Source organism: Leifsonia sp. Y862 (assembly GCF_057669585.1).
In genome coordinates, this window is the sequence record NZ_JBYHFR010000003.1 from 243,162 (window position 1) to 262,713 (window position 19,552).

The 19,552-nt window shown below is 62.8% G+C and carries 19 protein-coding genes; 13 read left to right on the forward strand and 6 right to left on the reverse strand.

The window, feature by feature from the left end; genetic code table 11:
• The 9 genes from rnpA to AC25Z0_RS15475 all read left to right on the forward strand — a co-directional run bounded on the left by rnpA (position 1) and on the right by AC25Z0_RS15475 (position 7,184).
• Positions 1–357, forward strand: coding sequence for a ribonuclease P protein component (gene rnpA / locus AC25Z0_RS15435; RefSeq protein WP_488120989.1), 357 nt, complete (start codon positions 1–3; stop codon positions 355–357).
• Positions 354–665 (forward strand): membrane protein insertion efficiency factor YidD, encoded by a 312-nt coding sequence (gene yidD, locus AC25Z0_RS15440; RefSeq protein WP_488133764.1) that lies wholly within the window; start codon positions 354–356, stop codon positions 663–665. Before rnpA ends, yidD begins: the two co-directional genes overlap by 4 nt.
• Positions 666–673: 8 nt before the next feature.
• On the forward strand, positions 674–1,645 hold the full coding sequence (yidC, locus tag AC25Z0_RS15445; RefSeq protein ID WP_488133765.1) for a membrane protein insertase YidC: 972 nt from the start codon (positions 674–676) through the stop codon (positions 1,643–1,645).
• A gap of 117 nt (positions 1,646–1,762) precedes the next feature.
• A complete protein-coding gene (locus AC25Z0_RS15450) occupies positions 1,763–2,248 on the forward strand; it encodes a Jag family protein (RefSeq protein ID WP_488121256.1) in 486 nt (161 codons plus the stop codon).
• A 14-nt stretch (positions 2,249–2,262) separates the two neighbouring features.
• Positions 2,263–2,892 carry a 16S rRNA (guanine(527)-N(7))-methyltransferase RsmG gene (gene rsmG, locus AC25Z0_RS15455; protein ID WP_488120992.1) on the forward strand — a complete coding sequence of 210 codons (630 nt, stop codon included), beginning with the start codon at positions 2,263–2,265 and terminating at the stop codon, positions 2,890–2,892.
• A 158-nt stretch (positions 2,893–3,050) separates the two neighbouring features.
• A complete protein-coding gene (locus AC25Z0_RS15460) occupies positions 3,051–3,986 on the forward strand; it encodes a ParA family protein (protein WP_488120993.1) in 936 nt (311 codons plus the stop codon).
• On the forward strand, positions 3,986–5,038 hold the full coding sequence (locus tag AC25Z0_RS15465; protein ID WP_488133766.1) for a ParB/RepB/Spo0J family partition protein: 1,053 nt from the start codon (positions 3,986–3,988) through the stop codon (positions 5,036–5,038). Before AC25Z0_RS15460 ends, AC25Z0_RS15465 begins: the two co-directional genes overlap by 1 nt.
• A 419-nt stretch (positions 5,039–5,457) precedes the next feature.
• Complete coding sequence (locus tag AC25Z0_RS15470) at positions 5,458–6,933, forward strand: glycosyltransferase family 2 protein (RefSeq protein WP_488133767.1); 1,476 nt, start codon at positions 5,458–5,460, stop codon at positions 6,931–6,933.
• Complete coding sequence (locus AC25Z0_RS15475) at positions 6,933–7,184, forward strand: hypothetical protein (protein ID WP_488133768.1); 252 nt, start codon at positions 6,933–6,935, stop codon at positions 7,182–7,184. The genes AC25Z0_RS15470 and AC25Z0_RS15475 overlap by 1 nt, the downstream gene beginning before the upstream one ends.
• Before the next feature lie 324 nt (positions 7,185–7,508).
• On the opposite strand, the gene AC25Z0_RS15480 is transcribed toward AC25Z0_RS15475, so the two are convergent.
• From AC25Z0_RS15480 to AC25Z0_RS15505, 6 genes are all read right to left on the reverse strand, one after another.
• The gene (locus AC25Z0_RS15480; protein WP_488133769.1) at positions 7,509–8,471 is read right to left on the reverse strand and encodes a D-alanine--D-alanine ligase family protein; all 963 of its coding nucleotides are present in this window, start codon (positions 8,469–8,471) and stop codon (positions 7,509–7,511) included.
• Positions 8,472–8,511: 40 nt separating this feature from the next.
• The gene (locus AC25Z0_RS15485; protein ID WP_488133770.1) at positions 8,512–9,831 is read right to left on the reverse strand and encodes an aminotransferase-like domain-containing protein; all 1,320 of its coding nucleotides are present in this window, start codon (positions 9,829–9,831) and stop codon (positions 8,512–8,514) included.
• Positions 9,832–9,965: 134 nt separating this feature from the next.
• Entirely contained in the window at positions 9,966–10,289 is a 324-nt protein-coding gene (trxA, locus tag AC25Z0_RS15490) for a thioredoxin (protein WP_488120999.1), read from the reverse strand.
• A 10-nt stretch (positions 10,290–10,299) separates the two neighbouring features.
• Positions 10,300–11,274, reverse strand: coding sequence for a thioredoxin-disulfide reductase (gene trxB, locus AC25Z0_RS15495; RefSeq protein ID WP_488121000.1), 975 nt, complete (start codon positions 11,272–11,274; stop codon positions 10,300–10,302).
• 148 nt (positions 11,275–11,422) lie between these two features.
• Positions 11,423–13,045 carry a murein biosynthesis integral membrane protein MurJ gene (gene murJ, locus AC25Z0_RS15500; protein ID WP_488121001.1) on the reverse strand — a complete coding sequence of 541 codons (1,623 nt, stop codon included), beginning with the start codon at positions 13,043–13,045 and terminating at the stop codon, positions 11,423–11,425.
• Entirely contained in the window at positions 13,038–15,461 is a 2,424-nt protein-coding gene (locus AC25Z0_RS15505; protein WP_488133771.1) for a DUF6049 family protein, read from the reverse strand. The genes murJ and AC25Z0_RS15505 overlap by 8 nt, the downstream gene beginning before the upstream one ends.
• A gap of 82 nt (positions 15,462–15,543) precedes the next feature.
• Between AC25Z0_RS15505 and AC25Z0_RS15510 the strand changes: the two genes are divergently transcribed.
• The 4 genes from AC25Z0_RS15510 (at position 15,544) to AC25Z0_RS15525 (ending at position 19,539) form a co-directional block, all read left to right on the forward strand.
• Entirely contained in the window at positions 15,544–16,998 is a 1,455-nt protein-coding gene (locus AC25Z0_RS15510; RefSeq protein WP_488133772.1) for a CCA tRNA nucleotidyltransferase, read from the forward strand.
• A gap of 510 nt (positions 16,999–17,508) precedes the next feature.
• Positions 17,509–18,237, forward strand: a complete 729-nt coding sequence (locus AC25Z0_RS15515; RefSeq protein WP_488133773.1) for a hypothetical protein — start codon at positions 17,509–17,511, stop codon at positions 18,235–18,237.
• Positions 18,238–18,606: 369 nt separating this feature from the next.
• The gene (rpsF, locus tag AC25Z0_RS15520; RefSeq protein WP_488121005.1) at positions 18,607–19,041 is read left to right on the forward strand and encodes a 30S ribosomal protein S6; all 435 of its coding nucleotides are present in this window, start codon (positions 18,607–18,609) and stop codon (positions 19,039–19,041) included.
• Between the two features lie 3 nt (positions 19,042–19,044).
• A complete protein-coding gene (locus tag AC25Z0_RS15525; protein WP_488121006.1) occupies positions 19,045–19,539 on the forward strand; it encodes a single-stranded DNA-binding protein in 495 nt (164 codons plus the stop codon).
• Positions 19,540–19,552 lie beyond the last annotated feature (13 nt).

A 19,552-nucleotide genomic window follows, 5' to 3' on the forward strand; every position in this document is an offset into this window, starting at 1 on the left:
GTGCTCGCTAAATCAAATCGCGTAACGAGCGGCGATGACTATAAATCAGTCGTCCGGCGGGGATACCGAGTTGTCGGTCCCCATACCGTTACCTACCTCAAGAAGAACCCGGAAGGGTCTTCTGCGCGATTTGGCTTCATCGTGGCGAAGAACGTGGGTGGCGCCGTTGTGCGCAACCTCGTTCGACGCCGGATGAAAGCAGCGAGCTTTGAACTTCTGCCATCTGTTCCGCCGGGAACTGACATCGTCATCAGGGCGCTGCCAGGTTCCGAGCGGGTGCCGTGGGCTACCCTGCATTCAGAGATATCAGATGCTTTGAATGCAGGGAGCATCGGATTGAGCAGGAAAAGATCATGAACAGGGCTGTGGCGACGTTAATTCTGTTGCCGCGCAATATCGGGATCCTGCTACTTCGCGCATATCGCGCGGTGATATCTCCTCTTTATGGAGATGTCTGTCGGTATTACCCCTCCTGTTCGGCCTATGCTCTGGGGGCCGTTCAAGAACATGGCCTGGTTGTCGGGTCGGCTTTGGCCGCTCGACGTCTGGCCCGGTGCCATCCGTGGGCCGAGGGCGGGATCGATGATGTTCCCCAGAAGCGCAAGCGTCGCTACGTCGTGACGCGATTTGGTTTTGTTGTTGCACCAGGCCACGGAAAGGGCTGAACCCACGCATGGACATCATCGGTACAATCCTCTGGCCGCTGAAGTGGGTTGTAGAGCTACTGCTCGTAGCATTCCACTCGCTCTTCTCAGCGATCGGCCTTGACCCTGCCGCTGGTCTCACCTGGGTGCTGTCCATCGTCGGACTCACGATCGTCGTCCGGGCCGCTCTTATCCCGATCTTCGTCAAGCAGATCAAGAGCCAGCGCAAGATGCTCGAGGTTGCACCTCAGCTGAAGAAGATCCAGGACAAGTACAAGGGCAAGAAAGATCAGTTCTCTCGTGAGGCAATGTCCCGCGAGACTATGGAGCTGTACAAGCGCACGGGCACCAACCCGCTGAGCTCTTGCCTCCCGCTGCTCATCCAGATGCCGATCTTCTTCTCACTGTTCTCGGTGCTGAACGATGCCCAGCACGGGAAGTCCGGCGTCGGTCCTCTCAACGATGTCCTCGCCAAGAGCTTCGGCTCATCAGAATTCCTCGGCGCTCCGCTGCACAGTTCGTTCGCTTCGCAGTGGACGCTGATGACGGCGGGCGATCCTTACAGCCTCTCGGTCATGATCATCGCCGCCACAATGGTTGTGCTGATGACGGCGTCACAGTTCATCACGCAGCTGCAGATCGTCTCCAAGAACATGTCGCCTGAGACCAAGGCGAGCCCCATGTTCAAGCAGCAGAAGATCATGCTGTACCTGCTCCCCCTCGTCTTCGCCTTCTCCGGTGTTGCCTTCCCGCTCGGCGTCATGTTCTACTGGCTCACCTCGAACATCTGGACCATGGGCCAGCAGTTCCTCGTCATCCGCAACATGCCGACGCCTGGCAGTGAAGCGGCAAAGGCTCGCGAAGAGCGTCTTGCTCGTAAGGGCAAGCTCATCGCCACTGACGGCGACATCATCGTCGTTGACGAAGCTCCGAAGACCACTCAGCGCCAGCAGCCGGTCAGCAAGAACCGCGCAAAGAAGCAATCCGGCCCGAAAAAGTAGAGACGGAAGACCATCGTGACTGACACCACCGGTACTGACACCGCGACCCCGGCCGACATCGTCGTTGCCCCGGCGTTCACCGCGTCGCTCCCCGCATCGGGAGAGGCCGACACTGCCGTGGCGTCAGGCAACGACTCCCCCACGCTCGATCAGCTCGAGCAGGAGGGGGACATCGCCGCGGACTACATCGAAGAGTTCCTCGACATCTGCGACCTCGACGGTGACATTGACATCGACGCCCGCAACGGCCGCGCGTACCTGTCAGTGAATGCGTCCGATGGTGCAAACCTCCGTGTTCTGTCGAAGCCGGACACCGTGAATGCCCTGCAGGAGCTCACGCGCCTCGCAGTGCAGAACAAGACCGGCGGATTTTCCCGCCTGATCCTCGACATCGGTGGTTCGCGCGATGCGCGCCAGGCAGAACTGGCGTCTCTCGTGAGTCACGCGGCCGAGCGCATCCAGGCCGGTGCTACAGAAGCTTCCCTCCCCCCGATGTCGTCGTACGAGCGCAAACTCGTCCACGATCTGGTGTCGGAGCGCGGCTTCGTGTCAGAGTCTCGTGGCGAGGGCCGCGATCGTCACACCGTCATCACCGCGTCATAGTTTCACGTGAAACGTTGAACGAATTGTTAGAGGCAGAGCCGGCCGAAGCGGCTGAAATCTTTGGTGCGCAGATTGATGTTGCGCGCGCATTCACGGCCAACCTGGCCGCGCAGGGTGAAGAACTCGGGCTCATTGGCCCACTGGAACTCCCCCGCCTGTGGTCGCGTCACATCCTGAACTGCGCGATCGTTGCACCCTTGTTGCGTCCAGGCCTCGTCGGAGACGTCGGCTCTGGGGCAGGACTTCCCGGTCTCGTGTTGGCCATTGCCCGCCCCGACGTGTCGTTCGTTCTGATCGAGCCCATGGAGCGTCGCGTTGCCTGGCTCACTGACCAGGTGAAAGCGCTCGGACTGGACAACGTCGTCGTGAACCGTGCCCGCGCCGAAGAGGTCAAGCTGGATCAGCGTCTCGACCAGGTGACTGCTCGAGCTGTGAGCGCTTTCCGCACGCTGATTCCCCTGACGGCGCCGCTGCTTCGTCCAGGAGGTGAGCTGATCCTCATGAAGGGTGCAGGCGCACCGGCCGAGATTGAGGCCGCAGCCAAGGCCATCCGTAAGTACCGTCTGACCAATGTTGAAGTTCTCACCCTCGGTGAGGGCGTGCTGCAGGATGTCACGCGGGTCATTAGGGCTACAGTGGATTAGTCTCTCGATTTTCGTACTGTCCGTTGACGGCATCCGCTGTGGATCCGGTGTGGGCGGCACCTCGATCAGAGCGACCCAGTAGTACGGCGATCTCCCCCGAAGCATGAGTATGCCCGGGAATTTGTCACCACATCCGCATCCAGACGCAAAGGTTTCACGTGAAGCATCCTGGTGAAGACCAGCACCTCCAGTCAGATTCTGGATTCGACGGATCCACTCCCCTCGCACGGGAGATCGCTGAATTAACGCGCCGGCGCCAGGCCATTGCGTCAGAGCAGCTTCCGAAGCCTGCCACCACACGCGTCATGACCGTCTCGAACCAGAAGGGCGGCGTTGGCAAGACCACCACAGCCGTCAACCTGGCCGCAGCACTCGCCCGCCAGGGCGCCAAGGTGCTCGTGATCGACCTTGACCCGCAGGGCAACGCCTCGACAGCGCTCGGTGTCGAGCACCGCGCTGACACGGCGAGCGTGTACGACGTGATCGTCAACGATGTTGCGTTGGCGGATGTCGTACAGAAGAGCCCGGAATTCGGCGCGCTGTACTGCGTTCCGGCCACCATCCACCTCGCCGGTGCCGAGATCGAGCTTGTCTCCCTCGTTGCCCGCGAACAGCGTCTCCGCCGTGCGCTCGACCTGCACCTTCGCGAGATGACCGACCCCTACCACTACGTTTTCATTGACTGCCCGCCGTCACTCGGCTTGCTGACGATCAATGCGTTCGTGGCGGCCCGTGAGGTTCTTATTCCTATCCAGTGCGAGTACTACGCGCTTGAAGGCCTCAGCCAGCTGCTCAAGAACATTGAGCTCATTGAGAAGCATCTCAACCCGGAGTTGCGCGTCTCGACTATCCTGCTGACCATGTACGACGGCAGAACGAACCTCGCGAACCAGGTTGCCCAGGACGTGCGCGATCACTTCCCCAACCAGGTGCTCAAGACCCTGATTCCGCGCTCTGTGCGCGTTTCTGAGGCACCCAGCTATGGCCAGAGCGTCATCAGCTACGACCTCAACTCCGCAGGATCGCTCTCCTACCTCGAAGCCGCAGCAGAGATTGCCCGGCGTGGCGCACCACAGACTGGAGTACAGCTCTAATGGCAAAGCGGACTGGCCTCGGGCGCGGAATTGGCGCGCTCATTCCGATGCAGGACGAGGCCAAGCCGGCGCGTCCCGTCGACGTGTTCTTTCCGCATTCAGACACGAGCGCCGCGGTGGCTGCTTCCCGCCCCACTCCCCCGACAGCTTCACCTGCTCTGAGCGTGCCGCAGGCGGCCCCAGCTCAGGCACCGGTGTTGGCGCCGGTCGAGCCCCTGGGCTCGACGGAAGACCTGCTTGACGTACCAGGGGCCTGGCTCGCGTACCTCGACCCCCACGACATCATCCCGAATGCGCAACAGCCTCGCATGGTGTTCGACGAGTCCGACCTCGCCGAACTGGTGCACAGCATCCGCGAAATTGGCGTTCTCCAGCCCATCGTGGTGCGTCCGCACCCCGAATTGCATGGCAAGTTCGAGCTCGTCATGGGTGAGCGTCGATTGCGCGCCACGCGTGAGGTGGGGCTCGCGACGATCCCCGCTGTCGTCCGGGACACAGCGGATGTCGATATGCTGCGGGATGCTCTCCTCGAGAACCTGCACCGCGCCCAGCTCAACCCGCTTGAAGAGGCGTCGGCCTACCAGCAGTTGCTGTCGGACTTTGGCATCACCCAGGACGAACTCGCTCAGAAGATTGGACGCTCGCGTCCGCAGATCACCAACACCATCCGCCTGCTCAAGCTGCCGTCAGCCGTTCAGCTGCGGGTCGCCGCCGGCGTTTTGAGCGCCGGTCACGCGCGGGCCATTCTCTCCGTCGGTGACACAGAGGGCATGTTGCGCCTCGCTGACAAGATTGTGAACGAAGACCTGTCGGTTCGCGCCGCGGAAGCAGCCGCCAGCGCTACTCCCAAGGCGCCGGTGGCCAAGCCGGCCCCTGGAAAACGCCAGGGGCACCTCAACGAGCTCGCGGATAGCCTCGGCGATCGGCTGGACACCCGGGTCAAGATCAAGCTCGGCGCACGAAAAGGCCAGATCACAGTAGATTTCGCGACTATTGGCGACCTCAACAGAATCCTCGCGGAGCTCGGACAGTCTGGCTACAGCGCTAGCTAGTTTCGGCCTCGTTGGTTGCTTGGCTCTCATTTTGATCACTGACGCCCACCGCTGGACTCCAGCGGTGGGCGCCGCTCCCCGCGCCGCTCCCCGCGCCGCTCCCCGCGCCGCTCCCTCCCCGCCACTCCCCCGCATCGCTCGTCCTTGACGACTGATCGTTCGTGGTTTCAGTGCCGGCGGTACAGATAGTCGAGTGTGTTCGAGGCGACGCCCCTCGAATGGCGGAATTTTCCGGTCGATATGCCGCGAAATCCGAAATTTTTTAACGACGATGGTGAGCTTAGGATGGCTCTCAGCGAAGCGAAATTGCTCACTTCTGAAGTGTTTCACGTGAAACTACTGGCTCAAATCCGCCGTGCGTGTTGCGCCGATCACTATCGTGCCCGAGTCGAGAGACAGTGAGCTGCTACGGTTCGGCTATGCGAGCGAACCGGTTGCGGAGATTTGTCGGTGTAGTCATAGCGTCATCGGCTGCTGGTGCCGCCGTCGCACTCTGGATCGTGGTTGGATTCAGCGCGCCGCAGGTCGGGGAGGTACCGAGCGTTGGCACGCTGTTCGGGGTGTGGCAGGTGTTCTACGACCCGGCGGCTCCCGCTCCGTTGCTGATTCTCGCCGCGATTGCCTTGGCCGCACTGTTCGCCATCGGCATCGCGCTATTGGAGCGGAGAGCAGCGAGCAAGTCTCGCCGCTCCTCAAACAGGCACGCCACCCCGTTGGCACCCAAGGTCATCATGGCGTCCACTCGAGGTGTCTTCGCGGGCAAGGTCACCGTCACTGTGCTGATTCCGGCCTATAACGAGGCGGCGTCGCTGCCCATGACCTTGTCGTCGCTACACGCCCAATCCCATCGGCCGGAGCGCGTGATCGTCGTCGCCGACAACTGCACAGACACCACCGTTGCCCTCGCGCTCCAGCATGGGGTTGAGGTTGTCGAATCAGTCGGGAACACCGACAAGAAGGCGGGCGCCCTGAACCAGGCCCTTGCTCGGCTTCTCCCTGGGCAGGGAGACAATGACATCGTCATGGTGATGGACGCAGACACGACTCTTGACGATGGGTTCCTGGAAGAAGGGGTGAATCGGTTCACGTATGACCGCGCCCTGATGGCTGTCGGCGGGCTTTTCTACGGCGAAGACGGTTTCGGCCTGCTTGGCCAGCTGCAGCGCAATGAGTACGTGCGCTACTCTCGCGAGATTGCACGGCGCCGCGGTCGTGTCTTTGTACTGACGGGCACCGCGTCCATGTTCCGGCCCGCCGCATTGCGCGCAGTGGCCGAGAGTCGTGGCGATATCATTCCGGGACGGCCGGGAGACGTGTACGACACCGCCGTGCTCACCGAAGACAACGAGCTCACGATCGCCCTCAAGTCACTGGGCGCTCTGATGACCTCACCAAAGAAGTGCTCGGTCGTCACCGAGCTGATGCCAACGCCGGCGGCACTGTGGAAGCAGCGCTTGCGTTGGCAGCGTGGGGCTCTTGAGAACATCGGGTCCTACGGCATGACACTGGCGACCATGCGCTACTGGGCGCAGCAGCTCGGTATCGGTTATAGCGTGATCGCGTTGACGTCATTTCTGCTACTCCTGTTAGTCACCGTTCTCGCGGTGGACGCCTGGGTGTGGTTCCCGTTCTGGTTGGGCGTCGGCACCATCTTCCTTGTGGAACGCCTCGCGACCGTGTGGAAGGGTGGCTGGCTGGCGCGACTGCTCGCGTTGCTGCTGCTGCCAGAGCTGCTCTTCGATATGTTCCTCAACCTGGTCTACGTCAAGGGAATCATCGACATCACCCTGGGCAGGAAGGCTGCGTGGGATCACGTGCCGCACACATCGTCGCCAGACGAACCCCCGCGGATTGACGCCCTGAGTACACCGTTGTCAGAGGGAGGAAGAGCGTGATGCCACTCGTGTTCCCCGCTGGAATTCTCCTTCCGACATCAACTCTGACCTCCCCGCTGTTCGCCCACTTTGCTACCTTCGTTGCAGCCAACACGGTGATCTACGTCGCACTGTCGCTCGCTAAGATCCTGCCCAAGGTGTACTTCGCCGACTGGATATCGGGGAGCAATCGTCGCCGAGCGACCCGCAGCATCTATCCGGATGCGCCGGTATCCACCAAGCCGGCCACGCGGAGATTTTGGCATCGATAACAGTCGAATGTTTCACGTGAAACAGCACGGACTGAAGGTCCACCGTGTTTCACGTGAAACGGTCCCGCCGGACCGGGTGCCATGATCCAGCCTTGATGTTTCACGTGAAACCATGCCGGGCCCCGGAATCGCCACCTGTCACCGCTACGCCACCCGGCCCCACTCCCCCACTCCCCCGCCTCCCAGCGTCGAGTACAACAGTGCGATGTTTCACGTGAAACGAGACCGTGCGCCCCTAACGAAATCGCTCCCCGTTCGCCAGGCTAGAACCTGGGCGAGCGGGGAGCGTTCAGTGGATGCGTTACAGACGAGGCGGGAGCTGGTCTAGTTGCTGCTTTCATTGATTGCGGCGAAAGCCAGTGCGGAGTAAACATCGCCGAGCGTCTGGCTGGAAGCCTCGATGCACAGCGGAACCAGCGACGTTTCCGTGAGGCCGGGGAGCACGTTCGCCTCCAGGAACCAGGGAGTGCCGTCTTCGTCGACAATCATGTCGATGCGTGAGATGTGTCGCAGCCCAAGCAGGGAATGAATCGCGACGGCGGATTCTCCGACGAGCTCTGCGAGCTCGGGTGAGATGCGTGCTGGTGCATAGAATTGCGTCTCCCCGGCGTTGTAGCGCGCTTCGAAGCTGTAGACGCCACTGAGAGGGACGATCTCGACAGCAGGCAGGGCGACGGGCCCCTCCCCCGTGTCTATGACGGCTACGGCCAGCTCAGTGCCCACTACGCGGCGCTCAATGAGCGCATTGTCGGAGTAGGTGAAGGCATCCACCATCGCGCGGGGCAGGCCGGCAACTCCTTCGACGATTGTCACACCCTGGGCTGATCCACCCTCAGCCGGCTTGACCACGAGTTCTGTGCCGAGTGCAGCGATGACGTTCTCGAGCACGTTCGCCGCACCGAGGTCGCGGAAGGTCTCCTTCGACAGGGCGATCGACAGTGGCGTGGCAAAACCAGCGCGGCGAACGAGTTCCTTCGCCGTTGGCTTCGACCAGGCAAGACGTGCAGCGTGGCCCTCGGAACCCACGAACGGAATTCCGGTGGTGGCGAGGAGGGAACGCAACGCGCCATCTTCGCCGCTGGCCCCGTGCAGGGCCGGCCAAATGACATCCGGCCTCGCCGTGTTGAGGAAGCCCAGCAGGGACGCGTCTGGGTCGACGATCGTGACGCGATGGCCGAGCCCGGTGAGGGAATCGGAAACGCGGCGACCCGAGCGCAATGACACATCACGCTCGTGGGAAATGCCACCGGCCAGTACGACGATGTTGAGAGCCGTGAATTCGCTCATATTCAGGGTTATTCCTTGCTCTGAAAGGGGTCGGAATTGATTAGGAAATGTTGGGCGGCGGGGCACTGAATCGACGTCGGTCGTCGACGGCGCTGAGCGTTCCGGTACCGGCAAACGTGTCGAGGAGGTCGAGCTCACTGCGAATGACCGTGGCAAGGCGACGGATGCCGAGGCGAATGCTTTCGGGGGTCGGGTAACAGAACGACAACCGCATGTTCTGTCTCCCGTCGCCATCGGCGAAGAACGCCGTGCCGGGGGTATATGCAACGAGCTCCTTGACAGCACGCGGGAGCATAGCCTTCGAATCCAGCTGCTCCGGCATGGTCACCCAGACGTAGAAGCCACCGTTCGGGTTGGTCCAGCTAAGCTCCGGCAGGTACTCGTCGAGTGCGGAGAGCATGGCGTTCTTGCGCTCGTGGTAGACGCCGCGGAAGGTGTTGATCTGTCCCTTCCAGTCGGCGGTCGACAGGTACTCCGAGATCACCAGCTGGCTGAATGAACTGGGCGAGAGCACGGCGGCCTCGTTGGCGAGGACGAGCTTCTCCCTGATCGCATGCGGGGCCAGCGCCCATCCCACCCGGAACCCGGGAGCGAGTGTCTTGGAGAAGGTGCCGAGATAGACGACGCCGTCCTGTTCGAGCGAGCGCATGGCATCCGGTGCCGGCTGGTCGAAATAGAGCAGGCCATACGGGTTGTCCTCGAGCACCAGGATGTTGTTCGACTTGGCGATCTCGAGAATCTCGACGCGTCGTTCCCAGCTGAGGGTCACACCCGCCGGGTTGTGGAAGCTGGGGATCGTGTAGAGGAACTTCATGTTCTTGCCTGCGGCCTTGAGGCTGGCGATGCGCTCACGAAGAGCCTCTGGAATGAGGCCGTGCTCGTCCATGGGAACGTGCTCGACCTCGGCCTGGTACGACTTGAAGATCACCATTGCGGTGACGTAACTCGGACCCTCGGAGAGCACGACGTCTCCCGGGTCGAGGAAGAGCTTGCTGACGAGTTCCAGTGCGTGCTGGGACCCGGTGGTGACCACGACATCGTCAGCGTGCGCTCGAATGCCTTCCAGTGCCATGACCTCGAGAATCTGCTCACGAAGCTCGGGAACTCCCTGACCAGAGCCATATTGCAGCGCAACGGCGCCCTGCTCGACCATGACGCGATCCATGGCGTTGATCACCAGGTCCTGCGGCAGCGCGGCAACGTATGGCATGCCGCCGGCGAGCGAGACCACCTCAGGGCGGGAGGCGACGGCGAAGAGCGCGCGCACCTCTGAGGCACGGAGGCCGGCGGCTCGTTCGGCGTAGTGGTGATACCACGGGTCGAGGTTGGTTCCGGCCTGGGGGGCGCCCTGATCTGTCACTTCACTTCCGTCCTGGTGAGGGTTCAATGCTATTCCTAGTCGGCGACGCGCTTGGCCGCGTGGCCGGTGTGGTCTGCCTGGGTACAAAAAACCCCGCCCGGCTTGCGCCGGACGGGGTTTCTGAAACCGGTCGGCTACGCGAGGTAGGCGGCCAGGTCGGCTTCGAGGGCAGGCTTCGGCTTGGCGCCGATGACGGTCTTGACGACCTCGCCCTTCTGGAACACCTTCATCGCGGGGATGGAGGTGATCTGGTACTTCGCTGCCAGGGCAGGGTTGTCGTCAACATTGAGCTTGACGATGTCGATCTTGTCGGCGTGCTCAGAAGCGATCTGGTCAAGGATCGGGCTGACGGCGCGGCAGGGGCCACACCACTCTGCCCAGAAGTCGACCAGAACGGTCTTCTCGTTGTTGATGACTTCCTGGTCGAAGGTTGCGTCGGTGACAGCGCGAGCAGTCATGTAATTCTCCTTAGTTGGTAAGTGTTGCGAGTTCAGTTTCGCCAGCCGAGGCCAGCAGGTCTTTGGGGAGGGATGCCAGGTACTGCTCGGCGTCGAGAGCTGCGACGGTCCCAGAGGCCGCGGCCGTGACAGCCTGGCGGTAGTGCGGGTCGATGACGTCTCCGGCAGCGAAGACACCGGCCTGGCTGGTGCGTGAGGATCGCCCCTCAACGGCGATGGTGCCATCGTCGGTGAGGTCGAGCTTGCCATGCACCAGGTGGGTGCGCGGGTCGTTGCCGATTGCGACGAAGAGCCCGCCAATTTCGAGGGGCTTCTCCTCACCGGACACCGTGTCGCGGAGCACGAGGCCATCGACGGCCTCTTCGCCGGTGATGCCGGCCACTTCCGCGTTCCAGACGAACTCGATCTTCTCGTTCGCAAACGCACGGTCCTGCATGATCTTGGAGGCGCGCAGGGTGTCCTTGCGGTGAATGACGTTCACCTTGCTGGCGAAGCGCGTCAGGAAGGTAGCCTCCTCCATCGCGGAGTCTCCCCCGCCGACGACGGCGATGACCTTGTCCTTGAAGAAGAACCCGTCGCAGGTCGCACACCACGAGACGCCGCGGCCGGACAGGCGCTCTTCGTCGTCCAGTCCGAGCTTGCGGTACGCAGACCCTGTGGCGAAGATCACGGCAAGGGCTTCGTGCTTCTCGCCGGAGCCCAGCGTGATCGTCTTGATGTCGCCGTCGAGGTCGACGTGCGTGACGTCGTCGTACACAACCTCAGTGCCGAACCGCTCAGCCTGCTCCTGCATCTTGGTCATGAGTTCGGGGCCCTGAATGCCCTCGGGGAATCCGGGGAAGTTTTCCACTTCCGTCGTATTCATCAACTCGCCGCCGGCTTCCACCGAACTGGCGATGAGGAGCGGGTTGAGGTTGGCACGCGCAGCGTAGATGGCCGCCGTGTATCCCGCAGGACCGGAGCCGATGATGATGATTTGGCGCACGCGCACTCTCCTTGAAATCGTGGGCGGGATGACCTCATGCTCATCCCACTGCCCGGTACAACACATCCTAATCGGATGGTATTCCGCACTTGCTGGGCATCTGATGGCCCGCACAGGCTGTGGGGAGGCGCGACCAGTGGGGATTGGCTTAGTGGCGGAAACGGGCCAGCAGCGGGTCGGTGAAGGCTTTGAGCTCGCTCGTACGCATCAACATGAGAATCCCGAAGTACGACAACGCCATGACCAGGCCAATCGCAACCATCGAGACGATGGCGGTAAAGACACCCGAAACGGCAAAACCGCCCTCGCGAGTGCCACCCAGCAGCACCAGCACCCATACGCCGAGGGCAACCGGGATGATTGCGGCAACGAAGTATTTGGTCAGGCTCTGCAGGATGCGTCTGCCGTCGATGCCGCCGATCTTCTTGCGCAGCAGGAAGGCCGCAAGAATTGCCTGGGCAATACCGGAGACCGTGACCACCAGCGCAATACCGGCTGCGATCCACTCCACCGGCAGCAGCTGGCAGGCGAGCACGCCGATGACGATGAGCACGCTCTGGAAGAGCGTGAAGAAGAACGGGGTGCGGGTGTCGCTGAGGGCGTAGAAGGTGCGCTGAAGCACGAACAATACGCAGAAGGCGACGAGTCCGAGCACGTAGGCGATGATCACGTTTCCCGTGGCCTGGACCTGCACGAACTCCCCGTGCACGAAGACTGCGGCGAACGGATAGGCGCAGACAATGATCACGGCCGACGCGATCATGATGATCAGCGAGGTGCCCCGGATGGCAGACGATGCGTCGGCGCGAACCAAATCAAGCTTGTGGATCGCCGCGTGCTCACTCATCCGGGTGAAGTAGGCGGTGGCCACCGACACGGTGATGACCGAGTGCGGGAGCATGAAGATGAGCCAGGCGGTGTTGAGCACCTGCACGGATGCTGTGCTGTCGGTCGAGGCGATCGTCGCGACCTGAGTCTCGACGATTCCGGCGATGGTGGTCAGGATGAGCATGCCGAAGGTCCAGCCGGCCATCTTTCCGGCAGTTCCGAGACCGACGCCACGCCAGTGGAAGTCCGGGCGATAGCGCAGCCCGATGCGACGCCAGAAGTAGTAGAGCACGACGGCCTGCACCAGCACGCCGAGCGTTGCGCTGCCTGCGAGCACGGCGATCATCAATGGCGAGAAGTCGGTTGCGAGCCGCGCACCGGTCGGGTCTGCACCGAACATGAGGGCGAAGACGCCGAGGCCGGCGATGGCCACCACATTGTTGAGCACGGGAACCCAGGTGTACGGGCCGAACGACTTGCGCGCATTCAGGACCTCCCCCAGCACCGTGTATAGCCCGTAGAAGAAGATCTGCGGAAGGCACCAGTAGGCAAAGGCAATCGCCAGCGACAGGGTCTCTGGCGGAAGATTCGAGCCCCAAATCGGCGTGAGCACCGGGGCGAGCAGGGTTGCCACGATTGTCGTTGCGCCGAGAATGACGAGAGCGACGGTGAGCAGCTTGTTGATGTATGCCGTGCCACCGTCGGCGTGCAGGGCTGCCCTCACGATTTGCGGAACCAAGACGGCGGTCAGCACACCGCCGGCCACGATCACATAGACGGTATTCGGAAGCTGGTTGGCGACCGCGAAGGCGTTGGTGCTCTGGCCAAAGAGACCGATCACCTGGGCGAGAACCCAGAGCTTCACGAAGCCCAGGATGCGCGACACGATCGTTCCTGAGGCCAGGAAGACGCTGGCGCGACCGATGCTGCCTGTCTTACTCACGGGTGTCGTCTGCCTTACCGTTCGTGACACGGGGGTCCTCATCCTTCGTGGGGGCTGCGAACAGCGATGCAGGAACGTCTGTAACCGGGTTATCAGGTGTCGGATTGGAGTCGACGGTGTCGGCATCCGCTTTGTGCTTGCGGCGGCCGGTGATGTTGCGCCACACGCCGTAGCCGAAGAACAGCACGACAGCGATGCCGAAGATCAGGGCGCCAACGCCTTCCCATTCGGCCTGCACGTTGACGTCGATCAGCACTGGTTCGCCGAGCTGCACGCCGGTCGGCGAGTAGACGATGGCGCGCAGGGTGACATCGCCGTTTCCGACCTTGGCACTCACGGGGATCTTGATCGTGCGGCCTGAGTTGGCGTCAATGGTCTCTTCGACCTCGTCGCCGACCACGAGCCGGGCATTCGAGGGAACCAGTGCCAGCCGCACCGAGACCGCCTGGTCGAAGTCGTTGGTCAGGGTGATGGGAATGTCGACCTGTGACGCGAGCACATTGATGGGGCCCTTGGTGGTCACCACGACGGAATCGAGCACGCTGCGCGCATCGGTCAGGTTGGTGCCGACGGCGGCTGTCCATGCGTCCTGGTCGCTGGTCCATGACGTGGCGAACAGGGCGAGGTGCGCGAGGCGTTCTGGTGCGGTCAGGGCAAGCGGGTCTGCGATGGCCGTGGAGAACTGGGTGAGCGCGCTTTCGCTGTCGACCAGGCGCTTGCCGAGCTCGACCCTGGTCGCGTCTTCCGACTCGCCCTGGAAGGTGGCACTGGTGTCAGCGGGCGACGCGATCGCCTGTTCAAGAGTGGCGGATGCCTGCCACGGAATAGACGACAGTGTTGCGATGGTCTGGGTGAGCCGCGTGGCGGTCTGTGGCCATCCCCGGTCGAGGGCCGCCAGAACTGTTTGTGTGGTTCCGTACTGGTTTGCGGCTGCGACAGCGAGCTCTGAGAATGCCTCTGCGATGTGTGCGTGCCACTCCTCGTCGGTCGAGGCCATCACGGCTCCGCTGATCGCGGATGACAGGGTGTCAGAGGCGACCAGGCCGACACCGCCATCGACGGTTACCGTCGCGGATGGCGTGACCGATGTGTCGGAACGTGCCACCTGCGACGAGGACAGGAGCGTCGTCGTGAGGCCGCTTGCCGCGAAAACATCGAGGTCAGCCGCGGAAACGCTTGCGGATGCCGGCCAGCCGACAGTGGTGCTCGTGTAGTTCCAGGCCAGGAGATCCTGGGCCGTTGGCAGCGCCGGTCCGGCGTTCGGGTCATCCGATGGCACCGGGGTTGGCGTGGGGGTGGCAGTGGGAGTGGTGACTGTCTCTGTCGCGCTGTGGCCCTGAGGGGACAGTCCGCGGATGCCAAGGCCCTGCGGCAGCGAACTCTGCTCTTCGGATTCGGTTTCGGCGGCAGGGGCGGCAGGAACCGGTGTCTCGAAGGCGGCAGGATCCATCGCGAAATCAAACGAGAGGGGGCCCCGGAGGAGGCCGCTGGTCTGTGCCTCGAGCGCGATGTCTGCATCCGCATACTGCAAGGGGAATGTCTCATTCGTGGCGTGAGCCAGGCGGTCGAGCCAGCCGAGAGCCGACACCGGCGCTTCGCTGCCGAGAATACGGATCGACGCAATGATCATGGGATCGATGCCGAGCGCGACGGGCGTATTGATCACGCCATCGAGCTGCCGTGTGAGCAGCCCTGTCGGGCTCGTATAGGTCTCCAGGGCAGTAGCTGGAATGATCCCAACGCTCCCGGCCGGTGTCGTGATGGGCATGACGACGCTGAAGTTCACCGGTGTAACCGACTGAGCCGGGTACCAGACGAAGGTGCTGCGGCCCTCGGCGGTCGTTTCACCGTCGACGGTGAGCCTGGCTGCAATGCCGCGGGCCCCCCATCCGTTCTCATCTGTCAGGCCGAGCGCGGCGGAGGGAACTGTGACCGTGACGACCGACGAGTTACCGGGGAGGATCTCGACGGCCGTAGACGAGGTGACCAGCAGGTCGCCATTCGCCTCCGTCTCCGGGTCGAGCCAAGCGTCGAGCGCTGTCTGGGTGGTCAGCGCGCGGCCGGCCAAATAAATACCGAGATCTCCGGAGTTGACCGCATCCGTGCCGCCGTTGGTGATGGTGGCCGTCACAGCCAAATCCTGGCCGGGCTGAACGACGGGCGAACCGGCAGGGGCAAGTTCGACGGTCACGAGGTCATCGCCGGCGGCCGTCGCCAGGGGGGCCTGGGCCTCTGTCGCAACGCCAGGGCTGGCCGCAACGGCAGACGCCGGAACGAATCCGAGTCCTGGGGCGGCAAGCGCGAGTGAAAGCACGGCGATCAGCTTCACGGCAAAGCGGGGCGACAAACGCCGGGTGCCGGGCAGTGCAAACAGGGAGAGTGCAGGCTGACGCGCAGGAATTGACTCGTCCACCATGCAGGCGATTCTATGGTGTGTAGCCAGTGAGAAGCCTGCGCGCGGCCGTCAGTCGTTCCGTGCAGCAACTAACATGGGGGTCATGCAGAGCGTCGCGGCAGCCCTCGCGCGACTGGGCGAACTGGCTGCCACCCCCACCGTTTCCCGTTTAGCGAACGCATTTTCGGATGCAGGTCACGAGCTCGCGCTCGTCGGCGGACCGGTCAGGGACGCGTTCCTCGACAGGCCGATCAATGACCTCGATTTCACAACGGATGCCACGCCAGACGAAATTCTGGCCATCGTCAAGCCCATCGCCGAAGGGCACTGGGACATCGGTCGCGCATTCGGCACCATCGGTGCGAAGGTCGCCGGCGAAACCGTAGAGATCACCACGTATCGCGCAGACAGCTACGACGGTGAGACGCGGAAGCCCGACGTTGTCTTCGGCAAGAGCCTCGAAGACGACCTGGTACGCCGCGACTTCACGGTGAACGCCCTCGCGCTGCGCCTGCCCGAAATGACGCTCGTTGATCCGTCTGGCGGCATCGACGACCTCATCTCCCAGATCCTGCGCACCCCGACGACGCCAGAGGTCTCCTTCGGCGACGATCCCCTGCGCATGATGCGGGCCGCACGGTTCACCTCGCAGCTTGGCTTCACGCTGGAAATCGACACCGCAATTGCGATGGAGGCCATGGCCGATCGCATCCGCAATATCTCTGTCGAGCGCGTTGCAGAAGAGATCTCGAAGCTGCTGAAGTCCGACTCCCCTCGTGCGGGCATTGAGCTGCTCGTCGACTCTGGGTTGGCCGACATCGTGCTGCCTGAGATTCCCGCGCTGCGTCTCGAAGTGGACGAGCACCACCACCACAAGGACGTCTACCAGCACAGCCTGACCGTGCTCGAGCAGGCGATCGGGTACGAGAAGTCCCGCGGCAACCTCGACAGCCCCGACCTCATCCTGCGCCTGGCCGCGCTGTTCCACGACATCGGAAAGCCGGCTACGCGGAAGCTCGAGCCGGGCGGAGTCGTCAGTTTCTACCACCACGACGTTGTCGGCGCCAAGCTTGCGAAGCGTCGCCTCAAGGCGTTGCGCTTCGACAACGAGACCATTAACTCTGTGTCGCGCCTGATCGACCTGCACCTGCGCTTCTTCGGCTATACCGAGGGTGCCTGGACCGATTCGGCCGTGCGCCGCTACGTGCGGGATGCCGGTGACCAGCTTGAGCGGTTACATATTCTGACGCGAGCGGATGTCACCACGCGCAACAAGCGCAAGGCCGACCGACTGGGCTTCGCCTACGACGATCTTGAGCAGCGGATCGCCGAACTCGCGGAACAAGAGGAGATGGCGGCCGTTCGCCCCGACCTCGACGGCGAGCAGATCATGAAGATCCTGGGCGTGAAGCCAGGGCCGGAGGTTGGCGAGGCCTACCGCTATCTGCTGGAGCAGCGGCTCGACGATGGCCCGCTCGGTGACGAGGAAGCGACGAAGCGCCTGCTGGCCTGGTGGGCCGACCGCAACGCGGGGGCGACCGAGACCAGAGACGCCTGATCCGTCACGCCTGATCCATCGCGCCTGGTCTGTCGTGTCCGAGCCTGGCCATCGCCTCCGCTCCCACTTAGGTGCACCGTGTGTGCGCCGCATCCGCTGCGTTGATGGACACCCTCGAACGTAACCTTGCTACCCAGTTACTCAGTTACGCCGAGTGTCGCCGTTAGTGCCGAGAGTCGCCGTTGCAACGGCGACTCTCGGTCGTAACGGCGATTGTCGGCGAAGGCAGAAGGCCACTCCCCTACCGGGCCGGCTTGCGTTCGATTCTGCACAGGATGTGCACAAGCATCGCCCGCGCATGCGAACTCCGCGGAGCATTGCGTGATGACTACAGAGAGCCCTGGTTGGCGTCCGCTCCATTTCACGCGCGACGTCGCCGAGGCTGGCGGCAGCGGTCGCCAGCTCTATCGAGGTGTAGCGTCCGATCAGCTCGTCAAGCTCCGCCGTGGCGTCTTTGTCGGTGCAAGCTGATGGGATGACGTGGATGAGCGCGACAGGTACCTTCTGCGTATGCGCGCAGTCGCAGCAACGCGCGGTACCGTTCCGATCTTCTCCCACCAATCAGCCGCGGTCATGTGGGGGCTGCCCATCATCGGACGGTGGCCGCAGGTCGCGCATGTGATGGCTGCCGGTCGCCTTGGGCTGCACTCGAAGAACGGCGTAACGGTGCACCACGACGCCATCGCCGACGGTGACATCGTGGAGATCGGCGGTCTGCACGTCACCTCGCTCGCCCGCACCCTTATCGACCTCGCACGCACGACGTCGTTTCTATCCGCGGTCGCCTCGCTCGACGTGGGAACGAAATCGTCAATCGAACTGCTGGACGATACCCGGCACCCGGGGGTCGAGCGCGAGCTACTGATTGCGCGCATTGCGGGTGAGAGGCCGATTCGTGGAACGAGATCCGCTCGCGTGGCGATTGCATTCAGCGACAATCGCTCCGCGTCACCGGGAGAGTCCCTCAGTCGTGGACAGATTCATCTGTGCGGCTTCCCGGCGCCAGAGCTCCAGGTTCGGTTTGTAAGCCCGGAGGGAATCGAAGACTTTGTGGACTTCCGCTGGCTGCAGAAGCAGGGGGATCGCACCTTGCAGCTCATTGGCGAGTTCGACGGTGAGGTGAAGTACACCCGCGGCGAATTCCTCAAGGGCCGGAGCCCAGCAGACGTGGTCGTAGCGGAGAAAATCCGGGAGGACCGATTGCGGGCGAACACCGGCCACGGCGTGGTCAGGTGGTAGTGGGGAACTGCGATGCGCAGGGATGAGCTTCGGAACATCCTTCTGCGCGCCGGACTCCGACCGCGGCCGGGAGCCAGGTCGGTGTGACCGGGAGCCCGCTGCTCGAGTGTCGCCGTTTGTGCCGAGAGTCGCCGTTGTAACAGCGACTCTCGGTCGCAACGGCGATTCTTGGCGCCTGCCTGCCACTCCCCCACCGGCATCAGGCCCTCCGAGTCAACCGGCCCCCGCGGCTGGCGGTTCCCAGCTTCATCGGCTAGTCTTGGCAGGTTGTCTGCGTGCCGGATTCCCGGCCTCCGCTTACGACACATGCACAACCCTCCTGTTGCAGAAAGTCTGCAGCCGTTTTAGTCCGAAGGAGGTGGGTTAGTCATGCACCAGTACGAATTGATGGTTATCCTCGATCCCGAGATCGATGAGCGCACCGTAGCTCCCAGCCTTGACAAGTTCCTCAACGTTGTTCGCAACGCTGGTGGCACCATTGACAAGGTTGATGTTTGGGGTCGCCGCCGTCTCGCATACGAGATCAACAAGAAGTCAGAGGGCATCTACGCCGTCGTCGATTTCACCGCAAGCTCCGAAGCAACGGTCGAGCTCGACCGCCAGCTGTCGCTGTCTGAAGCTGTAATGCGCACCAAGGTGCTCCGTGCAGAAGAAGGCATCGCCCAGGTTGCTGTCGCCGCAAAGCTCGCCGAAGAGAAGGCCGCCCGCAAGGCTGCCAACCCTAAGGCTGCCGCTGCGAAGCCTGCTGCCGCTGAAGCTGAGCCTGCCGTTGCCGTTGCCGCCGACAAGGCAAGCGACAAGTAGCCCATGGCCGGCGAGACCGTAATTACCGTGGTGGGCAACCTCACCAGCGATCCGGAACTGCGTTACACGCAGGGCGGGCTGGCGGTTGCCAACTTCACCATTGCATCCACTCCGCGCAGTTTCGACCGCGCAGCAAACGAGTGGAAAGATGGCGAGGCGTTGTTCCTGCGCGCGAGCGTCTGGCGTGAATTCGCCGAGCACGTTGCCGGATCACTGACCAAGGGTTCCCGCGTTATCGCTACCGGGCGTCTCAAGCAGCGTTCGTATGAGACGAAGGAAGGTGAGAAGCGCACCAGCATGGAGCTCGAGATCGATGAGATCGGCCCAAGCCTGCGCTACGCAACCGCTTCCGTCACACGCGCGCAGTCGTCTGGTCCCCGAGGCGGCGCTCCTGCCGTCAGCGGCGGCGACGAGCCATGGGCAGCCAGTGCACCCGCCGCAACCGGCGGAGATGTCTGGAACACCCCTGGCAACTTCAGCGACGAGACACCCTTCTAAGCCGCGCTTAGCC